Genomic DNA, 19,133 nt, shown 5'->3' with positions numbered 1-19,133 from the left:
CGGCGGCGTGCAGTGCGCGATCGTCCGGTGGATAGTGCGCGTTGACGCTTTGCGTCGGCGCGGGCTATACTTTTCCGTCTGGGTAGGCCGCATGCGGCCTATCCTTGTTTTCACGCACGGGCGCCAGCCCCAACCAAAGAAACCAAAGACACGATGGCAACGATCAACCAGCTGGTGCGGAAGCCGCGCAGCCCGGAAACCTACAAAAGCGCGTCGCCTGCGCTCGAGAACTGCCCGCAGCGTCGCGGCGTGTGCACCCGCGTGTACACCACCACCCCGAAGAAGCCGAACTCGGCGCTTCGCAAGGTGGCGAAGGTGCGCCTGACCAACGGCTACGAGGTCATCTCGTACATCGGCGGCGAAGGCCACAACCTGCAGGAGCACAGCGTGGTGCTGATCCGCGGCGGTCGTGTCAAGGACCTGCCGGGCGTTCGCTACCACACCGTGCGCGGCTCGCTCGACGCCGCCGGTGTCGCCAAGCGCAAGCAGGCGCGTTCGAAGTACGGCGCCAAGCGTCCGAAGGGCTGAGGAGACTAAGACATGTCACGCAAGGGAAATACTCCGCAGCGTTCGGTGCTGCCTGATCCGAAGCACGGCAGCGACACCATCGCGCGCTTCATCAACATGGTCATGAAGAGCGGCAAGAAGTCGATTGCCGAGAAGATCGTGTACGGCGCCATGGACGTCATCGGCGAAAAGAACCCCAACGCGCTCGAGCTGGTCGAGAAGGCGCTGGGCAACGTGTCCCCGTCGGTCGAGGTGAAGTCCCGCCGCGTCGGCGGCGCCACCTACCAGGTGCCGGTGGAAGTCCGCGCGTCGCGCCGCAGTGCGCTGGCTATGCGCTGGCTGATCGAATCCGCGCGCAAGCGTGGCGAGAACTCCATGCCGCGCAAGCTGGCTGGTGAGCTGATGGACGCCTCCGAGAACCGTGGCGGCGCCATCAAGAAGCGTGAGGAAACCCACCGCATGGCGGAGGCGAACAAGGCGTTCGCGCACTACCGCTGGTGATTCCCCAGGGCGCCCCGCGGGGTGCCCATCCCGGCACAGCCGGACCCTGAGGGGTCGGCGCCGGCGCGGCTGCCCTCGGCCGCCGCATCCTGCACCCGGAGGCCGCCGCAAGGCGGCGTCCGGCCATTTCAGCTCGGCGCATGCGTCGGGCCCAGAAACGAGAGACGACCGTGGCTCGCACCACTCCCATCGACCGCTACCGCAATTTCGGCATCATGGCCCACATCGATGCCGGCAAGACCACCACGTCCGAGCGCATCCTGTTCTACACCGGCAAGAGCCACAAGCTCGGCGAGGTGCATGACGGCGCCGCCACCATGGACTGGATGGAACAGGAGCAGGAGCGCGGCATCACGATCCAGTCCGCGGCCACCACCGCGTTCTGGAAGGGCATGGACAAGACCCTGCCCGAGCACCGCTTCAACATCATCGACACCCCCGGCCACGTCGACTTCACCATCGAAGTCGAGCGTTCGCTGCGCGTGCTCGACGGCGCCGTGTTCGTGCTGTGCGCGGTCGGCGGCGTGCAGCCGCAGTCCGAGACCGTGTGGCGCCAGGCCAACAAGTACAAGGTGCCGCGCATCGCGTTCGTCAACAAGATGGACCGCACCGGCGCGAACTTCTTCAAGGTCCGTGACCAGCTGAAGTCGCGTCTGGGCGCCGCCCCCGTGCCGATGCAGGTGCCGATCGGCGCCGAGGACGGCTTCGAGGGCGTGGTCGACCTGCTGAAGATGAAGGCGATCCACTGGGATACCGCCAGCCAGGGCCTGACCTTCGAGTATCGCGAGATCCCCGCCGAGCTCCTCGAGAAGGCCACCGAGGCGCGCGCCTACATGGTCGAGTCCGCCGCCGAGGCCAACGAGGCGTTGATGGACAAGTACCTCGAGGGCGGTGAGCTCTCGCAGGAAGAGATCGTTGCCGGCCTGCGCGCGCGCACGCTGGCTACCGAGATCGTGCCGATGTTCTGCGGCACCGCGTTCAAGAACAAGGGTGTCCAGGCGATGCTCGACGGCGTCGTACAGCTGCTGCCGTCGCCGGTCGACGTGCCGGCCGTCCGCGGCACCGACATCGACGACGAATCGAAGGAGCTGCTGCGCGACTCCAACGACACCGCGCCGTTCTCCGCGCTGGCGTTCAAGATCATCACCGATCCCTTCGTCGGTTCGCTGACGTTCTTCCGCGTCTATTCGGGCAAGCTCAACGCCGGCGATCAGGTGCTGAACTCGGTCAAGGGCAAGAAGGAGCGCATCGGCCGCCTGCTGCAGATGCATTCCAACAACCGCGAAGAGATCAAGGAAGTGCTGGCGGGCGACATCGCCGCCGCCGTGGGCCTGAAGGACGTCACCACCGGTGACACCCTGTGCGCCCAGGACGCTCCGATCGTTCTCGAGCGCATGGTCTTCCCGGAGCCGGTCATCTCGATGGCCGTCGAACCCAAGACCAAGTCCGACCAGGAGAAGATGGGTATCGCCCTGAGCCGCCTGGCCCAGGAGGATCCGTCGTTCCGCGTGCGTACCGACGAGGAATCCGGCCAGACCATCATCGCCGGCATGGGCGAGCTGCACCTCGACATCATCGTCGACCGCATGAAGCGCGAGTTCAACGTCGAGGCCAACGTCGGCAAGCCGCAGGTGGCCTACCGCGAGACGATCCGCAAGTCGGTGAAGTCGGAAGGCAAGTTCGTCCGCCAGTCGGGCGGCAAGGGCCAGTTCGGTCACGTGTGGCTGGAAATCTCGCCGCAGGAGCCGGGCACCGGTTACGAGTTCGAGAACGCCATCGTCGGCGGTGTCGTGCCGAAGGAGTACATCCCGGCGGTCGACAAGGGCATCCAGGAAGTGCTGGCCAACGGCATCATGGCCGGCTACCCGATCGTCGACGTCAAGGTCCGCCTGGTCGACGGTTCGTACCACGAGGTCGACTCCTCGGAAATGGCGTTCAAGATCGCCGGCTCCATGGGCTTCAAGGAAGGCTTCAACCGCGCCAGCCCGGTGCTGCTCGAGCCGATCATGAAGGTCGAGATCGTGACGCCCGAGGATTACCTCGGTGACGTGATGGGCGACGTGAGCCGTCGCCGCGGCATCCTGCAGGGCCAGGATGACACGCTGTCGGGCAAGGTCATCAACGCGATGGTGCCGCTGGGCGAGATGTTCGGCTACGCCACCACGCTGCGCTCGATGAGCCAGGGTCGCGCGACCTACACGATGGAATTCGACCACTACGCCGAGGCGCCGACCAACATCGCCGAAGCTGTGGTCAAGAAGAACTAAGAGCAGGGATCCGCGGTGGATCCGGGGCAGCCGCCCCGGATTCCCGGTACCTCCCCAACCCCAAATTTCGGAGTTAGACACATGGCAAAGGGTAAGTTCGAGCGCACCAAGCCCCACGTGAACGTGGGCACGATCGGTCACGTCGACCACGGCAAGACGACGCTGACGGCGGCGCTGACGAAGGTGGGCGCGGAGCGTTTCGGCGGCGAGTTCCACGCCTACGACGCGATCGACAAGGCGCCTGAGGAAAAGGCCCGCGGCATCACGATCTCGACCTCGCACGTGGAATACGAGAGCCCGACGCGCCACTACGCGCACGTCGACTGCCCGGGCCACGCCGACTACGTCAAGAACATGATCACCGGCGCGGCGCAGATGGACGGTGCGATCCTGGTGTGCTCGGCCGCGGACGGCCCGATGCCGCAGACGCGCGAGCACATCCTGCTCGCCCGCCAGGTCGGCGTGCCGTACATCGTGGTGTTCCTGAACAAGGCCGACATGGTCGACGACGCCGAGCTGCTCGAGCTGGTCGAGATGGAAGTGCGCGAGCTGCTGTCGAAGTACGACTTCCCCGGCGACGACACCCCGATCATCCACGGGTCGGCACTGAAGGCGCTGGAAGGCGACCAGTCCGACATCGGCGTGCCGGCGATCATCAAGCTGGTCGAGGCGCTCGACACCTGGATCCCGGAGCCGGAGCGCGACATCGACAAGACGTTCCTGATGCCGGTCGAGGACGTGTTCTCGATCTCGGGCCGCGGCACCGTGGTGACCGGGCGCATCGAGCGCGGCGTGATCAAGGTGGGCGAGGAAATCGAGATTGTCGGTATCCGCGCCACCCAGAAGACGACCGTCACCGGCGTCGAGATGTTCCGCAAGCTGCTCGACCAGGGCCAGGCGGGCGACAACGCCGGTCTGCTGCTGCGCGGCACCAAGCGTGACGACGTCGAGCGCGGCCAGGTGCTGTGCAAGCCGGGTTCGATCAAGCCGCACACCGACTTCGAAGCCGAGGTCTACGTGCTGTCGAAGGACGAGGGTGGCCGCCACACGCCGTTCTTCAAGGGCTACCGTCCGCAGTTCTACTTCCGCACCACCGACATCACCGGTGCCTGTGAGCTGCCGGAAGGCACCGAGATGGTGATGCCGGGCGACAACGTGAAGATGGTGGTCTCGCTGATCAACCCGATCGCGATGGACGAAGGCCTGCGCTTCGCGATCCGCGAAGGCGGCCGCACCGTCGGCGCCGGCGTCGTCGCCAAGATCATCAAGTGACGCCCTGACCCGTGCGCCCCCAGGGCGCACGGCTTTGTCAGGTCGTCATCCCCGAGTGTTCCACTCGGGGGTCCAGTAACTTGACGATCCACGCGTGCGCCTTCGGGTGCACGCTGGTTGCAGGCGCACTCGCGTTCGTAACCGGTCGATATCCGCACTTGCAAGTCGGGTGCGGATGCCGCTAGAATGTTCGACCACTTCCGGCGGCCGCTTCAAGCAAGCCGGAAACAGCGAAAAGAGGTGCAGGATGCGCCTCGTCTTCGCCAGACAGGGACATGTCGCGAGGCAGTGCTCTCCCCGTTCCGGAAATGTCCGGAGCACACAGGGAAGAGCGAGTTGTCGCGTCTGCGTTTCTCGTCTGGGCGGGCCGGGTAACCGGCCTGCTTTGTTTGTTCAGGGGTACTGCCGGGTCGCGGGTGAATGGTCCGGCACGTCATCGATCACATGGGGTCCCGCGCACCCAGCCGCGGAGCCCGTCGCTCTTTAAATTTGCGAGTCCCCTCGCAAAAGCCCGCATTCCAGGGTGCGTGCTTTCCAACAGAGGAAAATCCGTCATGACGGACCAGAAGATCCGGATCCGGCTCAAGGCTTTCGATCATCGCCTGATCGATCGCTCGGCCAGCGAGATCGTCGAAACCGCGAAGCGGACCGGCGCCCAGGTGCGCGGCCCGATTCCGTTGCCGACCAAGATCGAGCGTTACACCATCCTCACGTCGCCGCACGTCGACAAGGACGCGCGCGACCAGTACGAGACCCGCACGCACAAGCGCGTGCTGGACATCGTCGATCCGAACGACAAGACCGTTGACGCGCTGATGAAGCTCGAGCTCGCGGCCGGCGTCGACGTCCAGATCAAGCTGACCTGAGGCCACTGAGATGACTGCGAAGAAATATTCGCTGGGTATCGTCGGTCGCAAGGCCGGCATGAGCCGGGTGTTCACCGAGGACGGCAACTCCGTGCCGGTGACCCTGATCGAAGCAACCCCGAACCGGATCACCCAGATCAAGACCACGGATACCGACGGCTACAGCGCCGTGCAGGTGACCGTGGGCCACAAGCGCGCGTCGCTGATCAACAAGCCCGAGGCCGGCCACCTGGCCAAGGCCAAGGTCGAAGCCGGCCGCGGCCTGTGGGAGCTGCGCGTCGAGGACGACCGCATCGCCGACTTCGCCATTGGCGGCGAGATCAAGGCTGACATCTTCGAGGTCGGCCAGCTGGTCGACGTCCAGGGCGTCACCAAGGGCAAGGGCTTCCAGGGCACGATCAAGCGCTGGAACTTCAGCATGGGCGACGCGACGCACGGTAACTCGCTGTCGCACCGTTCGCCCGGTTCGCTGGGCCAGCGCCAGACCCCGGGTCGCGTGTTCCCGGGCAAGAAGATGTCCGGCCACATGGGCGCCGACGTCCAGAGCACCCAGAACCTTGAAGTGATCAAGATCGACGCCGAGCGTGGCCTGATCGCGATCAAGGGCGCGGTGCCTGGTGCACCAGGCGGCGACGTGATCGTGCGTCCTGCGAGCAAGGGTTAAGGAGTCACGACGATGGAACTCACCATCACCAATAGCAACGAGAAGCTGTCGGTCTCCGACGACGTGTTCGGACGCGACTTCAGCCAGGACCTGGTCCATCAGGTTGTGGTCGCCTACCGCAACGCAGGTCGTTCGGGCACCAAGGCCCAGAAGACCCGTTCCGAAGTCCGCGGCACCACCAAGAAGTCGAAGAAGCAGAAGGGCGGCGGCGCTCGCCACGGCGCCCTGACCGCGCCGATCTTCGTCGGCGGTGGCGTGACCTTCGCGGCCAAGCCGCGCAGCTTCGCGCAGAAGGTCAACCGCAAGATGTACCGCGCGGCGATGTCGGCGATCCTGTCCGAGCTCAACCGCCAGGGCCGTCTGAAGGTCGTTGATGCGTTCGACGTCGACGCGACGAAGACCAGCGCGCTGGTCACCAAGCTCAAGGCTTTCGATCTGGGCAAGCGCCCGCTGATCGTCACCGAGGAAGCGTCGGAGCATCTGTACCTGTCGGCGCGCAACCTGCCGTACGTGCAGGTCCGCGACGTGCAGGGCCTGGACCCGGTCTCGCTGGTCGGCGCGGACACGGTGCTGATCACGACCGATGCGGTCAAGAAGATCGAGGAGTGGCTCGCATGAACGACGCCAAGCTCTATGAGGTGATCCGTGCGCCGCGCGTCTCCGAGAAGACCGCGCGACTGCAGGAAGTGTCCAACCAGTACGCCTTCGAGGTCGCGGTCGACGCCACCAAGGCCGACATCAAGGCGGCTGTCGAGAAGCTCTTCGACGTGAAGGTCGAGGCGGTCAACGTGGTCAACGTGAAGGGCAAGAACAAGTCCTTCCGCTTTCGTACCGGCCGCCGCGGCGACTGGCGCAAGGCGTACGTGACGCTGGCCGAAGGCCAGTCGATCGACGTGATGACGGCCAAGGTCTGACGAAGTCCGATACGTCGGCACTTCTCTAAACAGGATCCAGTCCCATGCCATTGATGAAATTCAAGCCCACTTCCGCCGGCCGCCGCGCCGCGGTCCGTGTGGTGACTCCCGACCTGCACAAGGGTGCGCCGCACGCTGCGCTGGTCGAGAAGAAGAGCAAGACCGGTGGCCGTAACCACCACGGTCGCATCACCACCCGCCACATCGGTGGTGGCCACAAGCAGCACTACCGCATCATCGACTTCAAGCGCAACAAGGAAGGCATTCCGGCGCGCGTGGAGCGGATCGAGTACGACCCGAACCGCACCGCGCACATCGCGCTGCTGTGCTACGTCGACGGTGAGCGCCGCTACATCATCGCCCCCAAGGGCCTGAAGGCCGGCGACCAGGTGATCGCGGGCAGTGATGCGCCGATCAAGGTCGGCAACACGCTGCCGCTGCGCAACATCCCGGTCGGCTCGACGGTGCACTGCATCGAGATGAAGCCGGGCAAGGGTGCGCAGATCGCGCGCGCTGCCGGTGCCGGCGTGCAGCTGGTCGCACGTGAGCAGGGTTACGCCACGCTGCGCCTGCGTTCGGGCGAGATGCGCAAGGTGCCGGCCGAGTGCCGCGCCACCATCGGCGAAGTCGGCAACGACGAGCACAGCCTCGAGAAGCTGGGCAAGGCGGGCGCGAAGCGCTGGCGCGGTGTCAAGCCGACCGTGCGCGGTGCGGCGATGAACCCGGTCGACCATCCGCACGGCGGTGGTGAAGCCAAGGCCGGTCAGGGCAACCCGCACCCGGTCACCCCGTGGGGCGTTCCGACCAAGGGCTACAAGACCCGCCATAACAAGCGCACGCAGCAGTTCATCGTGCGCGATCGCAGGAGCTAATCGGCCATGGCACGTTCACTCAAGAAGGGCCCGTTCGTCGACCACCACCTCGTCAAGAAGGTGGAAGCCGCGGGCAGCAACACCAAGAAGCCGATCAAGACCTGGTCGCGTCGTTCGATGATCCTGCCGGAGATGGTGGGTTTCACCATCGCCGTGCACAACGGCAAGAACCACATTCCGGTGCTCGTCAACGAGAACATGGTTGGCCACAAGCTCGGCGAGTTCGCCCTGACCAGGACCTTCAAGGGTCATGGCGGCGACAAGAAGTCGCGTTAAGGAGATGACAATGGAAGCGAAAGCAATCCTGCGCAGTGCGCGCATCTCCGCCCAGAAGGCACGCCTGGTCGCCGACCAGGTGCGCGGCCTGCCGGCCGAGCGCGCCGTCAACCTGCTGAAGTTCTCGGACAAGAAGGCTGCCCACCTGATCAAGAAGGTGGTGGAGTCGGCGATCGCCAATGCCGAGAACAACCAGGGCGCCGATGTCGACGAGCTGAAGGTCAAGACCATCATGGTCGACGAGGGTCCCACGCTGAAGCGCTTCATGGCGCGTGCGAAGGGTCGCGGCACCCGCATCCTGAAGCGGACCAGCCACATCACCGTCGTCGTCGGAGAGGGCAAGTAACATGGGTCATAAAGTTCATCCGACCGGCATCCGCCTCGGTATCTCCAAGGACTGGAACTCGAAGTGGTACGCCGGCAAGAAGGATTACGCCGACTACCTGGCCGCCGACCTCAAGGTCCGCGAAATGCTGCGCAAGAAGCTCGCCCAGGCCGGCATCAGCAAGATCCTGATCGAGCGTCCGGCCAAGACCGCGCGCGTGACGATCCACACCGCCCGCCCGGGCGTGGTGATCGGCAAGCGTGGCGAGGACATCGAGAAGCTGCGCAAGGAAGTGAGCGACATGATGGGCGTCCCGGCGCACATCAACGTCACCGAAGTGCGCAAGCCCGAACTCGACGCGCAGCTGGTGGCGGAGTCGATCGCGCAGCAGCTCGAGCGCCGCATCATGTTCCGCCGTGCGATGAAGCGCGCGGTCGGCAACGCGATGCGCCTCGGCGCGCTGGGCATCAAGGTCAACGTCGCAGGCCGCCTCAACGGCGCCGAGATCGCGCGTTCGGAGTGGTACCGCGAAGGTCGCGTGCCGCTGCACACGCTGCGCGCCGACGTCGACTACGGTTTCGCCGAGGCGCACACCACCTACGGCGTCATCGGTATCAAGGTCTGGATCTACAAGGGCGAAATCTTCGATTTCAGCCAGGTGGGCCAGGAGAAGCAGGACGACACGCCGCGTGGCGAGCGTGGTGATCGCGGTGACCGCGACCGCCGTGGCCCGCGCCGCGACCGCGAGGCGAGGGACTAAGTCATGTTGCAACCCAAGCGAACCAAATACCGCAAGATGCACAAGGGCCGCAACGACGGCCTGGCGTGGAACGGCAATGCCGTGAGCTTCGGCGAGTACGGCCTGCGTGCAACGCAGACCGGCCAGCTGACCGCCCGCCAGATCGAAGCCGGTCGCCGCACCATCAGCCGTCACGTCAAGCGCGGCGGCAAGATGTGGATCCGCGTCTATCCCGACAAGCCGATCACCAAGAAGCCCATCGAAGTGCGTATGGGCTCGGGCAAGGGCAGCGTGGAGTTCTGGGTGGCCCAGATCCAGCCCGGCCGGATGATCTTCGAGATCGAGGGCATCGACGAGGCGACGGCGCGCGAAGCGTTCCGCCTGGCCGCCGCCAAGCTTTCGGTCACCACCCAATTCGTGACCCGGACGGTGCGCTGATGGCTACGATCAAGGAACTGCGTGAGAAGTCGGTCGACGACCTCAAGTCCCACCTGCTCGAGCTGCACAAGGAGCAGTTCTCGCTGCGGATGCAGAAGGCCACCGGCCAGCTTGCAAAGAGCCACGAGGCCCGTCGCGTGCGTCGCGAGATCGCCCGCGTGCACACCGTGATCGGCCAGCTCGACGCTGGCGCGAAGAACTGAGGACGGCCGAGATGACCGACAACAACGAAAAGAAGCTGCGCACGGTCGAAGGCCGTGTCGTCAGCAACAAGATGGACAAGACCGTGACGGTCCTGGTCGAGCGGCAGGTCAAGCACGCGCTGTACGGCAAGTACATCCGCCGTTCGACCAAGCTGCACGCCCACGACGCCGACAATTCCTGCAACGAGGGCGACACCGTCCGCGTGGTGGAGATCGCGCCCATGTCCAAGACCAAGAACTGGCGCGTGGTTGAAATCATCACGCGCGCAGCGGAATAACGAGGAGCGCTGACCATGATCCAGATGCAAAGCCACCTCGACGTGGCCGACAACTCCGGCGCCAAGGAAGTGATGTGCATCAAGGTGCTCGGTGGCTCCAAGCGCCGTTACGCCGGCATCGGCGACGTCATCAAGGTGTCCATCAAGGATGCCATCCCGCGCGGCAAGGTGAAGAAGGGCGAGGTGTACAACGCCGTCGTCGTCCGCACCCGCAAGGGCGTGCGCCGTCCGGACGGCTCGCTGATCCGCTTCGATGGCAACGCCGCCGTGCTGCTCAACAACAAGCACGAGCCGATCGGCACCCGCATCTTCGGGCCGGTCACGCGCGAGCTGCGTTCCGAGAAGTTCATGAAGATCGTCTCGCTCGCACCTGAAGTGCTGTGAGCGGAGGACAAGACAATGGCTAACCGTATCAAGAAGGGCGACCACGTCATCGTGACCGCCGGCAAGGACAAGGGCAAGAAAGGCGACGTGGTGCGCGTGATCGGCGACACGGTCGTCGTGTCCAACGTCAACATCATCAAGCGCCATACCAAGCCCAACCCGCAGGCCAACCAGCCAGGCGGCGTGATCGAGCGCGAAGCGCCGATCCATGTATCCAATGTGATGCCGTTCAATCCTGCCTCGGGCAAGGGCGAGCGCATCGGGACCAAGGTGCTGGAGGATGGACGCCGCATTCGCGTGTTCCGCTCCAGCGGTGAGGCGGTTGACGCCTGAGGAATGTTGAAATGACGACGCGTCTGGAAAAGTTCTACAAGGATGAGGTGGTGCCGAAGCTCATGGAGCAGTTCGGCTACGCCAACATCATGGAAGTCCCGAAGCTGACCAAGATCACGCTCAACATGGGCGTGGGCGAGGCTGCCGCGAACAAGAAGGTGCTCGAGAATGCGACCGCCGACATGGCGAAGATCTCCGGCCAGAAGCCGCTGGTCACCAAGTCGCGCGTCTCGGTGGCATCGTTCAAGATCCGCGACGGCTGGCCGATCGGCTGCAAGGTCACCCTGCGCCGCAACCACATGTACGAGTTCCTGGACCGCCTGGTGAACGTCTCGCTGCCCCGCGTGCGCGACTTCCGTGGCGTGTCGGGCCGCTCGTTCGATGGCCGCGGCAACTACAACATGGGCGTGAAGGAACAGATCATCTTCCCGGAAATCGACTTCGACCAGGTCGACGCGATCCGCGGCATGGATATCGCCATCACCACCACGGCGAAGACCGATGCGGAGGCCAAGGCCCTGCTCGAGGCCTTCCGCTTCCCGTTCCGGAACTGAGGAAACACTTATGGCAAAGACCTCCATGGTCAACCGCGAAGTCAAGCGGGCCAAGCTGGTGAAGAAGTACGCGGCCAAGCGCGATGAGCTGAAGAAGATCATCGCCGGCGACACGGCCAGCTACGAAGAGAAGATGGACGCGGTCACCCGTCTGCAGAAGCTGCCGCGCGACTCGTCGCCGGCCCGCCAGACCACGCGCTGCGCCATGACCGGCCGTCCGCGCGCCGTCTACAGCAAGTTCGGCCTCGGCCGCAACAAGCTGCGCGAAGCGACCATGCGTGGCGACGTGCCCGGCCTGCGCAAGGCCAGCTGGTAAAGCGCAACGGCCGTCCGGCGACGGGCGGCACTGGCGTCATCGCACGGTGCCGGTACACAACCGGTTTCCGTGCTGTACAATGCCCGGCTACCCGCCGTTTGCAGGCGGCCGGCCCTGCCTCTGTTGCACGGGGTGGGCACAACCCAAGATTTCGCGAAAGCGGATATCGGTGCTACTCAAAGGTGAATACTCATGAGCATGACTGATCCCATCGCCGACATGCTGGTCCGCATGAAGAATGCGGCCGCGGTCGGCAAGCCGACGGTGAAGATGCCGTCGTCGAAGATCAAGACGGCAATCGCCAAGGTCCTCAAGGACGAAGGCTATATCGCCGACTACCGCGTCACCGAGAACGGCGCGAAGGCCGATCTCCAGATCGAGCTGAAGTACTACGCCGGCCGTCCGGTCATCGAGCGCATGCAGCGCTTCTCGCGCTCCGGCCTGCGCCAGTACCGTGGCAAGGACGAGCTGCCCAAGGTCCTCAACGGCATGGGCATCGCCATCATTTCCACCTCGAAGGGCATCATGACCGACTCGCAGGCACGCCAGCATGGCGTCGGCGGCGAGGTCCTGTGCTTCGTGGCATAAGGGAGAACGGATCATGTCTCGCGTCGCCAAGAAGCCAATCGCCCTGCCGCAGGGCGTCGAACTCAATATCCAGGCCGACTTCGTCGGCGTGAAGGGCCCGAAGGGCGCCCTGACCACCGCCAAGCCCGAAGGCGTCGAGATCAGGGTCGAGGACGGCCAGGCCGTGCTGTCGCCGGTCGACCCGTCTTCGCACATGGCCATCACCGGCACCCTGCGCTCGATCCTCGCCAACATGGTGCACGGCGTGTCGCAGGGCTTCGAGCGCAAGCTCGAGCTGGTCGGCGTGGGTTACCGCGCGTCCATGCAGGGCAAGGACCTGAGCCTGGCGCTGGGGTTCTCGCATCCGGTGGTGTTCCAGGCGCCGGAAGGCGTGTCGATCACCACCCCGACCCAGACCGAAATCCTGATCAGCGGCGCCGACAAGCAGGCCGTGGGCCAGGCTGCCGCCAAGATTCGCGGATTCCGTCCGCCGGAGCCCTACAAGGGCAAGGGCGTGAAGTACTCCGACGAGACCGTCATCCGCAAGGAAGCCAAGAAGGCATAAGCCGGTTCCCGCGCAGCGTCCCGCCTGTCAAGGCCGGGCCTGCAACGGAAAAGCCGCGTCGATCCGCTTCCTAGAGAGAAACCACCATGGACAAGAAGAACGCCCGCCTGCGCCGCGCCAAGAGCACCCGCTCGCGCATCCGCGAACTCGGCATGCCGCGCCTGTCGGTGCTGCGCACCGGCCAGCACGTCTACGCACAGCTGTTCAGCGCCGACGGTTCGAAGGTTCTGGCCGCGGCCAGCACCACCCAGGCCGACGTGCGCGACGGCCTGACCAGCGCCAAGAACATCGAAGCCGCCGCCAAGGTCGGTCGTGCGATCGCCGAGAAGGCGCGTGCCGCCGGCGTCGAGAAGATTGCCTTCGATCGCTCGGGCTACCGTTACCACGGTCGCATCAAGGCACTGGCCGATGCCGCCCGCGAGGGTGGCCTGCAGTTCTGATCCACCGGCCCGGGCCTGTCCCGGGCCACCGCCGCCGGCGTGGTCCTACGCCGGGCGCCCTCCGTCTTCTGCACGGACAGGTGCTGCACCGCTCCAGCCCAACAACCATAAGCGGCCACGAGCCGTACATATTCCCCAATCAGGACATAGAACATGGCAAACGAAAGAGAATCCCGGGGCCGCGACCGCCGCGACCGCGAGGAGATGGACGACGGCATGATCGAGAAGCTGATCACGGTCAACCGTGTCAGCAAGACGGTCAAGGGCGGTCGCCAGTTCACCTTCACCGCACTGACGGTGGTGGGCGACGGCAACGGCCGCGTCGGCTTCGGTTACGGCAAGGCGCGCGAAGTGCCGGTCGCGATCCAGAAGTCGATGGAATACGCCCGCAAGAACATGAGCAACATCGACCTCAACGGCGGCACGCTGTTCCACACGGTCAAGGCCGGTCACGGCGCTGCCCGCGTGTTCATGCAGCCGGCGTCCGAGGGTACCGGCGTGATCGCCGGTGGCGCGATGCGCGCCGTGCTCGAAGCCGTTGGCGTGAAGGACGTGCTGGCCAAGGCCGTCGGTTCGCGCAATCCGATCAACCTCGTGCGTGCCACGGTCCGCGGCCTTGAGTCGATGCAGTCGCCGGGCAAGATCGCGGCCAAGCGCGGCAAGAAGGTCGAGGAGATCTTCCATGGCTAAGAACGAAGCCGGCAACGGCACCGTCAAGGTGCGCCTGGTCAAGGGCCTGCGCGGCTCGCAGGCCAAGCACCGTCTCTCGGTTCGGGCTCTCGGCCTGAACAAGCTCAATGATGTCCGCGAACTCAAGGACAGCCCCCAGGTGCGTGGCCTGATCAACAAGGTCCACTACCTGGTCCGGGTCGAGGAGTAATCCAGATGAAGCTCAATACACTCAAGCCCGGTGAGGGCGCCCGTGCCGACCGCAAGCGCGTCGGCCGCGGTATCGGTTCCGGCCTCGGCAAGACCGCCGGCCGTGGCCACAAGGGTTCGTTCGCGCGTTCGGGCAAGGGCAAGATCAAGGCCGGCTTCGAAGGCGGCCAGATGCCGATGCACATGCGCCTGCCGAAGGTCGGCTTCCGCTCGCGCACCAAGGGCGACACCGCCGAAGTGATGCTGTACCAGCTCGACCGCCTGGAAGGCGAGATCGACTTCGCCGCGCTGCGCGCCGCGAAGCTGGTGCCGTCGACGGCCAAGCGCGCCAAGATCGTGAAGAAGGGTGAGCTTTCGAAGAAGCTCGTGCTCAAGGGCGTGCTTGCCACGGCCGGTGCGCGCGCGGCGATCGAAGCCGCTGGCGGCACGGTCGAGGATCTGTCGGCCTGAGCCGGCAGCGCCACTCGCAGCAACGCGGCCGCCCGGTAAGGGCGGCCGTCGTCGTGGCCGAGGGCATGCAAGTTTCGAGTCACAGTCACGTGCGGTCAGATCGGCACAACGGAGCATTCGATGTCACGCAGCGGTAGCGCAATGGGCAATCTCGGCGCGGGCATGGGCAAGTTCACCGAGCTGCGCCAGCGCCTTCTGTTCGTCCTCGGTGCGTTGCTGGTCTATCGCATCGGCTGCTACATCCCGGTCCCGGGCGTCAATCCGGACGCCATGCTGCGCCTGATGGAGCAGCAGCAGGGCACCATCGTCGACATGTTCAACATGTTCTCGGGCGGTGCGCTGGAGCGCTTCAGCCTGTTCGCGCTGAACGTGATCCCGTACATCTCGGCATCGATCGTCATGCAGCTGATGGTGCAGATCGTGCCCAGCCTGAAGGCGATCCAGAAAGAAGGCGAGTCCGGTCGCCGCCGGATCACCCAGTGGTCGCGCATCGGCGCGATCCCGCTGGCGATCTTCCAGTCGGCCGGCATCGCGATGGCGCTGCAGTCGCAGGGCGCCGGCAGCGGCATCCAGGTCGTCTACCAGCCGGGCATGGGCTTCGTGCTCACCGCCATCGTCGCGCTGACCGCCGGCACCATGTTCCTGGTGTGGCTGGGCGAGCAGGTGACCGAGCGCGGCATCGGCAACGGCGTCTCGCTGATCATCTTCGCGGGCATCGTGGCCGGTATCCCGGGCGCGATCATCAGCACCTTCGAGCAGGCGCGCAACGGCGACATCAGCCCGATCGCGGTGATCCTGATCGCGGCCATCGTGCTGCTGTTCGTCTACTTCGTGGTGTTCGTCGAGCGCGGCCAGCGCCGGATCACGGTCAACTACGCGCGCCGCCAGGGTGGCCGCAACGCGTACATGAACCAGAGCTCGTTCCTGCCGCTCAAGCTCAACATGGCGGGCGTGATCCCGGCGATCTTCGCCTCGTCGATCATCATGTTCCCGGCCACGGTGTCGACCTGGTTCGGCCAGGCCGGCTCGGCCAACTGGCTGCAGCGTGCTGCGCAGGCGCTGTCGCCGGGCGAGCCGCTCTACATCCTGCTGTACGCCGGGCTGATCGCGGGCTTCGCGTTCTTCTACACGGCACTGGTGTTCAACAGCCAGGAAACCGCCGACAACCTGAAGAAGTCGGGCGCGCTGATCCCGGGCATCCGCCCCGGCAAGGCCACCGCCGACTACATCGACGGCGTGCTGACGCGGCTCACCGCCGCCGGTGCGACCTACCTGGTCATCGTCTGCCTGCTGCCCGAGTTTCTGCGGGCGGAGCTGGGCACCTCGTTCTACTTCGGCGGCACCTCGCTGCTCATCGTGGTGGTGGTGGTGATGGACTTCATCGCCCAGCTGCAGGCCCACCTGATGTCGCACCAGTACGAGAGCCTGTTGAAGAAGGCCAACCTGAAGGGTGGCCGCGGCGGTGGGCTGAGCGCCCGCTGACGGCAACACAGATCGCACGCGGGCTGCTTCGGCGGCCTGCATGGACCGGGGCTTCGTCCCGGTCCGGATGGGCGACCCGGCGGCAGTCCCGCGCACGGGTGGTCCAGGGCCGGTTCCCTGCTTGAGTGGCAGGGAGGGTCGCAGGCGCTTGCGCCGGCAACCAGTCCTGGGCCTTCGCCGGAGCATGGGCACACTCCCCATGCCGGAGTCCTGGCCGCTGTTGGCCTGGGCTTCCTGACAAGCCGGGACTTTGATACAATTTCGTGTTCACTGCGCCGTGCGCCCGCATGGGTCCGGCCGCCTAACCAGTTGGAGATCGCGTCATGGCGCGTATTGCGGGCGTCAACCTGCCTGCCCAGAAGCATGTCTGGGTCGGGCTTCAGAGTATCTACGGCATCGGCCGTACCCGTTCCAAGAAGGTCTGCGACGCCGCGGGTGTCGACCAGACGACCCGGATCGTCGACCTGACCGAGCCGGAAGTCGAGCGCCTGCGCTCGGAGATCGGCAAGTACGTGGTGGAGGGTGACCTGCGCCGCGAGACGGGCATGGCGATCAAGCGCCTGATGGACCTGGGTAGCTATCGTGGCCTGCGCCACCGCCGCGGCCTGCCGCTGCGCGGCCAGCGTACCCGGACCAATGCCCGGACCCGCAAGGGACCGCGCAAGGCCATCAGGAAGTAAGGAATCGACATGGCAAAGCCGGCTGCTACCAAGACCAAGAAGAAGATCAAGCGCGTCATCACCGATGGCGTCGCCCACGTCCACGCTTCTTTCAACAACACCATCGTCACCATCACCGACCGCCAGGGCAACGCGCTGTCGTGGGCGACCTCGGGCGGCGCGGGTTTCCGCGGTTCCCGCAAGTCGACCCCGTTCGCTGCCCAGGTTGCCGCCGAAAAGGCTGGCCGCGCTGCGCTCGACTACGGCGTGAAGTCGCTGGAAGTGCGCATCAAGGGCCCCGGCCCGGGTCGCGAGTCCGCCGTGCGTTCGCTGAACAACGTCGGCTACAAGATCACCAACATCATCGACGTGACGCCAATCCCGCACAACGGGTGCCGTCCGCCGAAGAAGCGTCGCGTCTAAGGGAGCGATAAGAAATGGCTCGTTATATCGGTCCTACCTGCAAGCTCGCGCGCCGCGAAGGCGCCGACCTGTCGCTCAAGAGCCCGACGCGTGCGTTGGATTCCAAGTGCAAGCTGGAGCAGAAGCCCGGCCAGCACGGCGCGACCAACACCCGCAAGGGCAAGCTGTCCGACTACGCCACCCAGCTGCGTGAAAAGCAGAAGGTCAAGCGTATCTACGGCCTGCTGGAGCGTCAGTTCCGCAACTACTACAAGAAGGCGACCACCAAGAAGGGCAACACGGGTGAGAACCTGCTGCAGCTCCTCGAGACCCGCCTGGACAATGTCGTCTACCGCATGGGCTTCGCGGTGACCCGTCCGGCCGCGCGCCAGCTGGTGTCGCATCGCGGCGTCACGGTGAACGGCAAGCCGGTGAACCTGCCGTCGTACCAGGTCAAGGCCGGCGACGCGATCGCGCTGTCGGAGAAGGCCCAGAAGCAGCTTCGCGTGAAGGAAGCCCTCGAGGTCTCCTCGCAGATGGATCTGTCGCCGTCGTGGGTCGAGGTCGACTCCAGCAAGTTCGCCGGTGTGTTCAAGGCCGTTCCGGCCCGTGGCGACCTGCCGGCCGACATCAACGAAGCGCTGATCGTCGAGCTTTACTCGAAGTAAGCCCGGGGCGTATCGCCACCGGCGCCGGTGGCCTTCCTCCGGCGCGAAGCAATCCCACCCCCGGCCGGCGCCTTTGGCGCCGGCCGCCCCCTTGTCGAAAGGGGGCTCCAAGAGCCTCGTCCGTGTCGCAATGACGCGGGCACCGCAGGAGAAGCTATCTAATGACGGTTACTGCCAACCAGGTCCTGCGCCCGCGCGCTCCGCAAATCGAGCGTCTCGCCGGCAATCGTGCCAAGGTCGTGATCGAACCGCTGGAGCGTGGCTACGGCCATACGCTCGGCAACGCCCTGCGTCGCGTGCTGCTGTCGTCCATCCCCGGCTTCGCCATCACCGAAGTCGAGATCGACGGCGTGCTGCACGAGTACAGCGCCATCGAAGGCCTGCAGGAAGACGTGCTCGAGGTGCTGTTGAACCTCAAGGATGTCGCCATCCGCATGGGCACCGGCGAGAGCGCCACGCTGTCGCTGGCGAAGTCCGGCGCCGGTGTCGTCACCGCTGCCGACATCAAGACCGACCACAACGTCGAGATCATCAACGGCGAGCACGTGATCTGCAACCTGACCAAGGATGCAGCGATCAACATGCGCCTGAAGATCGAGCGCGGCTTCGGCTACCAGCCGGCCGCCGCCCGTCGTCGTCCGGACGAAGAGACCCGCACCATCGGCCGGCTGATGCTGGACGCGTCGTTCTCGCCGGTGCGCCGCGTGGCGTACGAGGTCGAGGCCGCCCGCGTCGAACAGCGCACCGACCTCGACAAGCTGGTGCTCGACATCGAAACCAACGGCACCATCGATGCCGAGGAAGCCGTGCGCACCGCCGCCGACATCCTCACCGACCAGCTTTCGGTGTTCGGCGACTTCACCAACCGCGACCGCGGTGCGGCGAAGCAGCAGACCGCCGGCGTCGATCCGCTGTTGCTGCGTCCGATCGACGATCTCGAGCTGACGGTGCGTTCGGCGAACTGCCTCAAGGCCGAGAGCATCTACTACATCGGCGACCTGATCCAGAAGACCGAAGTCGAACTGCTCAAGACCCCGAACCTCGGCAAGAAGTCGCTGACCGAGATCAAGGAAGTCCTGGCGCAGCGCGGCCTCTCGCTGGGTATGAAGCTGGAGAACTGGCCGCCGGCCGGTGTCGCCAGCCACGGCATGCTCGGCTGATCGGCTCGTCCAGCCGGTGCCTGATCAGGGCATCGGCCGGGCACGCGGCGTCCGTGCTGGCACGGGCACCGCTGGATCATCGAAGCAACAGCGGCTGTGCCTCCGGGCGCAGCCGGATACAGACCGCAACACCATGTCGACGGCCACAAGGC

Annotated in this window: 30 protein-coding genes; all 30 read left to right on the top strand. The window is 65.4% G+C overall.

Annotated elements, in window-relative coordinates:
• Positions 1-153 precede the first annotated feature (153 nt).
• The 30 genes from rpsL to E5843_RS10755 all read left to right on the top strand — a co-directional run bounded on the left by rpsL (position 154) and on the right by E5843_RS10755 (position 18,981).
• A complete protein-coding gene (gene rpsL, locus E5843_RS10900; protein WP_100324556.1) occupies positions 154-528 on the top strand; it encodes a 30S ribosomal protein S12 in 375 nt (124 codons plus the stop codon).
• A 12-nt stretch (positions 529-540) separates the two neighbouring features.
• Positions 541-1,008: a 30S ribosomal protein S7 gene (gene rpsG, locus E5843_RS10895; protein WP_134673969.1), complete on the top strand. Its 468-nt coding sequence runs from the start codon at positions 541-543 to the stop codon at positions 1,006-1,008.
• A gap of 170 nt (positions 1,009-1,178) precedes the next feature.
• Complete coding sequence (gene fusA, locus E5843_RS10890) at positions 1,179-3,275, top strand: elongation factor G (protein WP_134673968.1); 2,097 nt, start codon at positions 1,179-1,181, stop codon at positions 3,273-3,275.
• 81 nt (positions 3,276-3,356) lie between these two features.
• On the top strand, positions 3,357-4,547 hold the full coding sequence (gene tuf, locus E5843_RS10885; protein WP_134673967.1) for an elongation factor Tu: 1,191 nt from the start codon (positions 3,357-3,359) through the stop codon (positions 4,545-4,547).
• Positions 4,548-5,101: 554 nt separating this feature from the next.
• Entirely contained in the window at positions 5,102-5,413 is a 312-nt protein-coding gene (gene rpsJ, locus E5843_RS10880) for a 30S ribosomal protein S10 (protein WP_047137645.1), read from the top strand.
• A gap of 10 nt (positions 5,414-5,423) precedes the next feature.
• The gene (rplC, locus tag E5843_RS10875; RefSeq protein WP_136412639.1) at positions 5,424-6,077 is read left to right on the top strand and encodes a 50S ribosomal protein L3; all 654 of its coding nucleotides are present in this window, start codon (positions 5,424-5,426) and stop codon (positions 6,075-6,077) included.
• 12 nt (positions 6,078-6,089) lie between these two features.
• Positions 6,090-6,695: a 50S ribosomal protein L4 gene (gene rplD / locus E5843_RS10870; RefSeq protein WP_136412638.1), complete on the top strand. Its 606-nt coding sequence runs from the start codon at positions 6,090-6,092 to the stop codon at positions 6,693-6,695.
• Positions 6,692-6,991, top strand: coding sequence for a 50S ribosomal protein L23 (rplW, locus tag E5843_RS10865; RefSeq protein ID WP_100322007.1), 300 nt, complete (start codon positions 6,692-6,694; stop codon positions 6,989-6,991). Before rplD ends, rplW begins: the two co-directional genes overlap by 4 nt.
• 44 nt (positions 6,992-7,035) lie before the next feature.
• Positions 7,036-7,863 (top strand): 50S ribosomal protein L2, encoded by an 828-nt coding sequence (gene rplB / locus E5843_RS10860; protein WP_134673964.1) that lies wholly within the window; start codon positions 7,036-7,038, stop codon positions 7,861-7,863.
• 6 nt (positions 7,864-7,869) lie between these two features.
• Entirely contained in the window at positions 7,870-8,139 is a 270-nt protein-coding gene (rpsS, locus tag E5843_RS10855; RefSeq protein ID WP_100322009.1) for a 30S ribosomal protein S19, read from the top strand.
• Positions 8,140-8,149: 10 nt separating this feature from the next.
• A complete protein-coding gene (gene rplV, locus E5843_RS10850) occupies positions 8,150-8,485 on the top strand; it encodes a 50S ribosomal protein L22 (RefSeq protein ID WP_100322010.1) in 336 nt (111 codons plus the stop codon).
• A 1-nt stretch (position 8,486) separates the two neighbouring features.
• Positions 8,487-9,224, top strand: coding sequence for a 30S ribosomal protein S3 (rpsC, locus tag E5843_RS10845; RefSeq protein WP_134673963.1), 738 nt, complete (start codon positions 8,487-8,489; stop codon positions 9,222-9,224).
• 3 nt (positions 9,225-9,227) lie between these two features.
• Complete coding sequence (gene rplP, locus E5843_RS10840) at positions 9,228-9,641, top strand: 50S ribosomal protein L16 (protein ID WP_100322012.1); 414 nt, start codon at positions 9,228-9,230, stop codon at positions 9,639-9,641.
• Complete coding sequence (gene rpmC / locus E5843_RS10835; protein ID WP_134673962.1) at positions 9,641-9,844, top strand: 50S ribosomal protein L29; 204 nt, start codon at positions 9,641-9,643, stop codon at positions 9,842-9,844. The genes rplP and rpmC overlap by 1 nt, the downstream gene beginning before the upstream one ends.
• Positions 9,845-9,855: 11 nt before the next feature.
• Positions 9,856-10,122: a 30S ribosomal protein S17 gene (rpsQ, locus tag E5843_RS10830; RefSeq protein WP_100322014.1), complete on the top strand. Its 267-nt coding sequence runs from the start codon at positions 9,856-9,858 to the stop codon at positions 10,120-10,122.
• Positions 10,123-10,137: 15 nt separating this feature from the next.
• A complete protein-coding gene (gene rplN, locus E5843_RS10825; RefSeq protein WP_134673961.1) occupies positions 10,138-10,506 on the top strand; it encodes a 50S ribosomal protein L14 in 369 nt (122 codons plus the stop codon).
• A gap of 15 nt (positions 10,507-10,521) precedes the next feature.
• A complete protein-coding gene (rplX, locus tag E5843_RS10820) occupies positions 10,522-10,839 on the top strand; it encodes a 50S ribosomal protein L24 (protein ID WP_100322016.1) in 318 nt (105 codons plus the stop codon).
• Between the two features lie 11 nt (positions 10,840-10,850).
• Complete coding sequence (rplE, locus tag E5843_RS10815) at positions 10,851-11,393, top strand: 50S ribosomal protein L5 (RefSeq protein WP_134673960.1); 543 nt, start codon at positions 10,851-10,853, stop codon at positions 11,391-11,393.
• A 10-nt stretch (positions 11,394-11,403) separates the two neighbouring features.
• Complete coding sequence (gene rpsN, locus E5843_RS10810) at positions 11,404-11,709, top strand: 30S ribosomal protein S14 (RefSeq protein ID WP_134673959.1); 306 nt, start codon at positions 11,404-11,406, stop codon at positions 11,707-11,709.
• Positions 11,710-11,901: 192 nt separating this feature from the next.
• Positions 11,902-12,297, top strand: coding sequence for a 30S ribosomal protein S8 (rpsH, locus tag E5843_RS10805; protein WP_134673958.1), 396 nt, complete (start codon positions 11,902-11,904; stop codon positions 12,295-12,297).
• Positions 12,298-12,310: 13 nt separating this feature from the next.
• Entirely contained in the window at positions 12,311-12,841 is a 531-nt protein-coding gene (gene rplF / locus E5843_RS10800; protein WP_136412636.1) for a 50S ribosomal protein L6, read from the top strand.
• An 86-nt stretch (positions 12,842-12,927) separates the two neighbouring features.
• On the top strand, positions 12,928-13,281 hold the full coding sequence (gene rplR / locus E5843_RS10795) for a 50S ribosomal protein L18 (protein WP_134673956.1): 354 nt from the start codon (positions 12,928-12,930) through the stop codon (positions 13,279-13,281).
• A gap of 153 nt (positions 13,282-13,434) precedes the next feature.
• The gene (rpsE, locus tag E5843_RS10790) at positions 13,435-13,971 is read left to right on the top strand and encodes a 30S ribosomal protein S5 (RefSeq protein WP_134673955.1); all 537 of its coding nucleotides are present in this window, start codon (positions 13,435-13,437) and stop codon (positions 13,969-13,971) included.
• On the top strand, positions 13,964-14,161 hold the full coding sequence (gene rpmD, locus E5843_RS10785) for a 50S ribosomal protein L30 (RefSeq protein WP_100322023.1): 198 nt from the start codon (positions 13,964-13,966) through the stop codon (positions 14,159-14,161). Before rpsE ends, rpmD begins: the two co-directional genes overlap by 8 nt.
• A 5-nt stretch (positions 14,162-14,166) precedes the next feature.
• Complete coding sequence (rplO, locus tag E5843_RS10780) at positions 14,167-14,610, top strand: 50S ribosomal protein L15 (protein WP_134673954.1); 444 nt, start codon at positions 14,167-14,169, stop codon at positions 14,608-14,610.
• A gap of 120 nt (positions 14,611-14,730) precedes the next feature.
• Positions 14,731-16,092 carry a preprotein translocase subunit SecY gene (gene secY, locus E5843_RS10775; protein ID WP_134673953.1) on the top strand — a complete coding sequence of 454 codons (1,362 nt, stop codon included), beginning with the start codon at positions 14,731-14,733 and terminating at the stop codon, positions 16,090-16,092.
• A gap of 323 nt (positions 16,093-16,415) precedes the next feature.
• A complete protein-coding gene (gene rpsM / locus E5843_RS10770; protein ID WP_100322026.1) occupies positions 16,416-16,772 on the top strand; it encodes a 30S ribosomal protein S13 in 357 nt (118 codons plus the stop codon).
• Positions 16,773-16,781: 9 nt separating this feature from the next.
• Entirely contained in the window at positions 16,782-17,174 is a 393-nt protein-coding gene (rpsK, locus tag E5843_RS10765; protein ID WP_024891209.1) for a 30S ribosomal protein S11, read from the top strand.
• A gap of 14 nt (positions 17,175-17,188) precedes the next feature.
• A complete protein-coding gene (gene rpsD, locus E5843_RS10760; protein WP_134673952.1) occupies positions 17,189-17,821 on the top strand; it encodes a 30S ribosomal protein S4 in 633 nt (210 codons plus the stop codon).
• A 161-nt stretch (positions 17,822-17,982) separates the two neighbouring features.
• Positions 17,983-18,981, top strand: coding sequence for a DNA-directed RNA polymerase subunit alpha (locus E5843_RS10755; protein WP_134673951.1), 999 nt, complete (start codon positions 17,983-17,985; stop codon positions 18,979-18,981).
• Positions 18,982-19,133: the final 152 nt, after the last annotated feature.

The sequence above is a fragment of the Luteimonas yindakuii genome (assembly GCF_004803715.2).
Lineage (GTDB): Bacteria > Pseudomonadota > Gammaproteobacteria > Xanthomonadales > Xanthomonadaceae > Luteimonas > Luteimonas yindakuii.
Note: the sequence above shows the minus strand (reverse complement) of the source record. Positions and strands in the feature narration are given on the sequence as shown.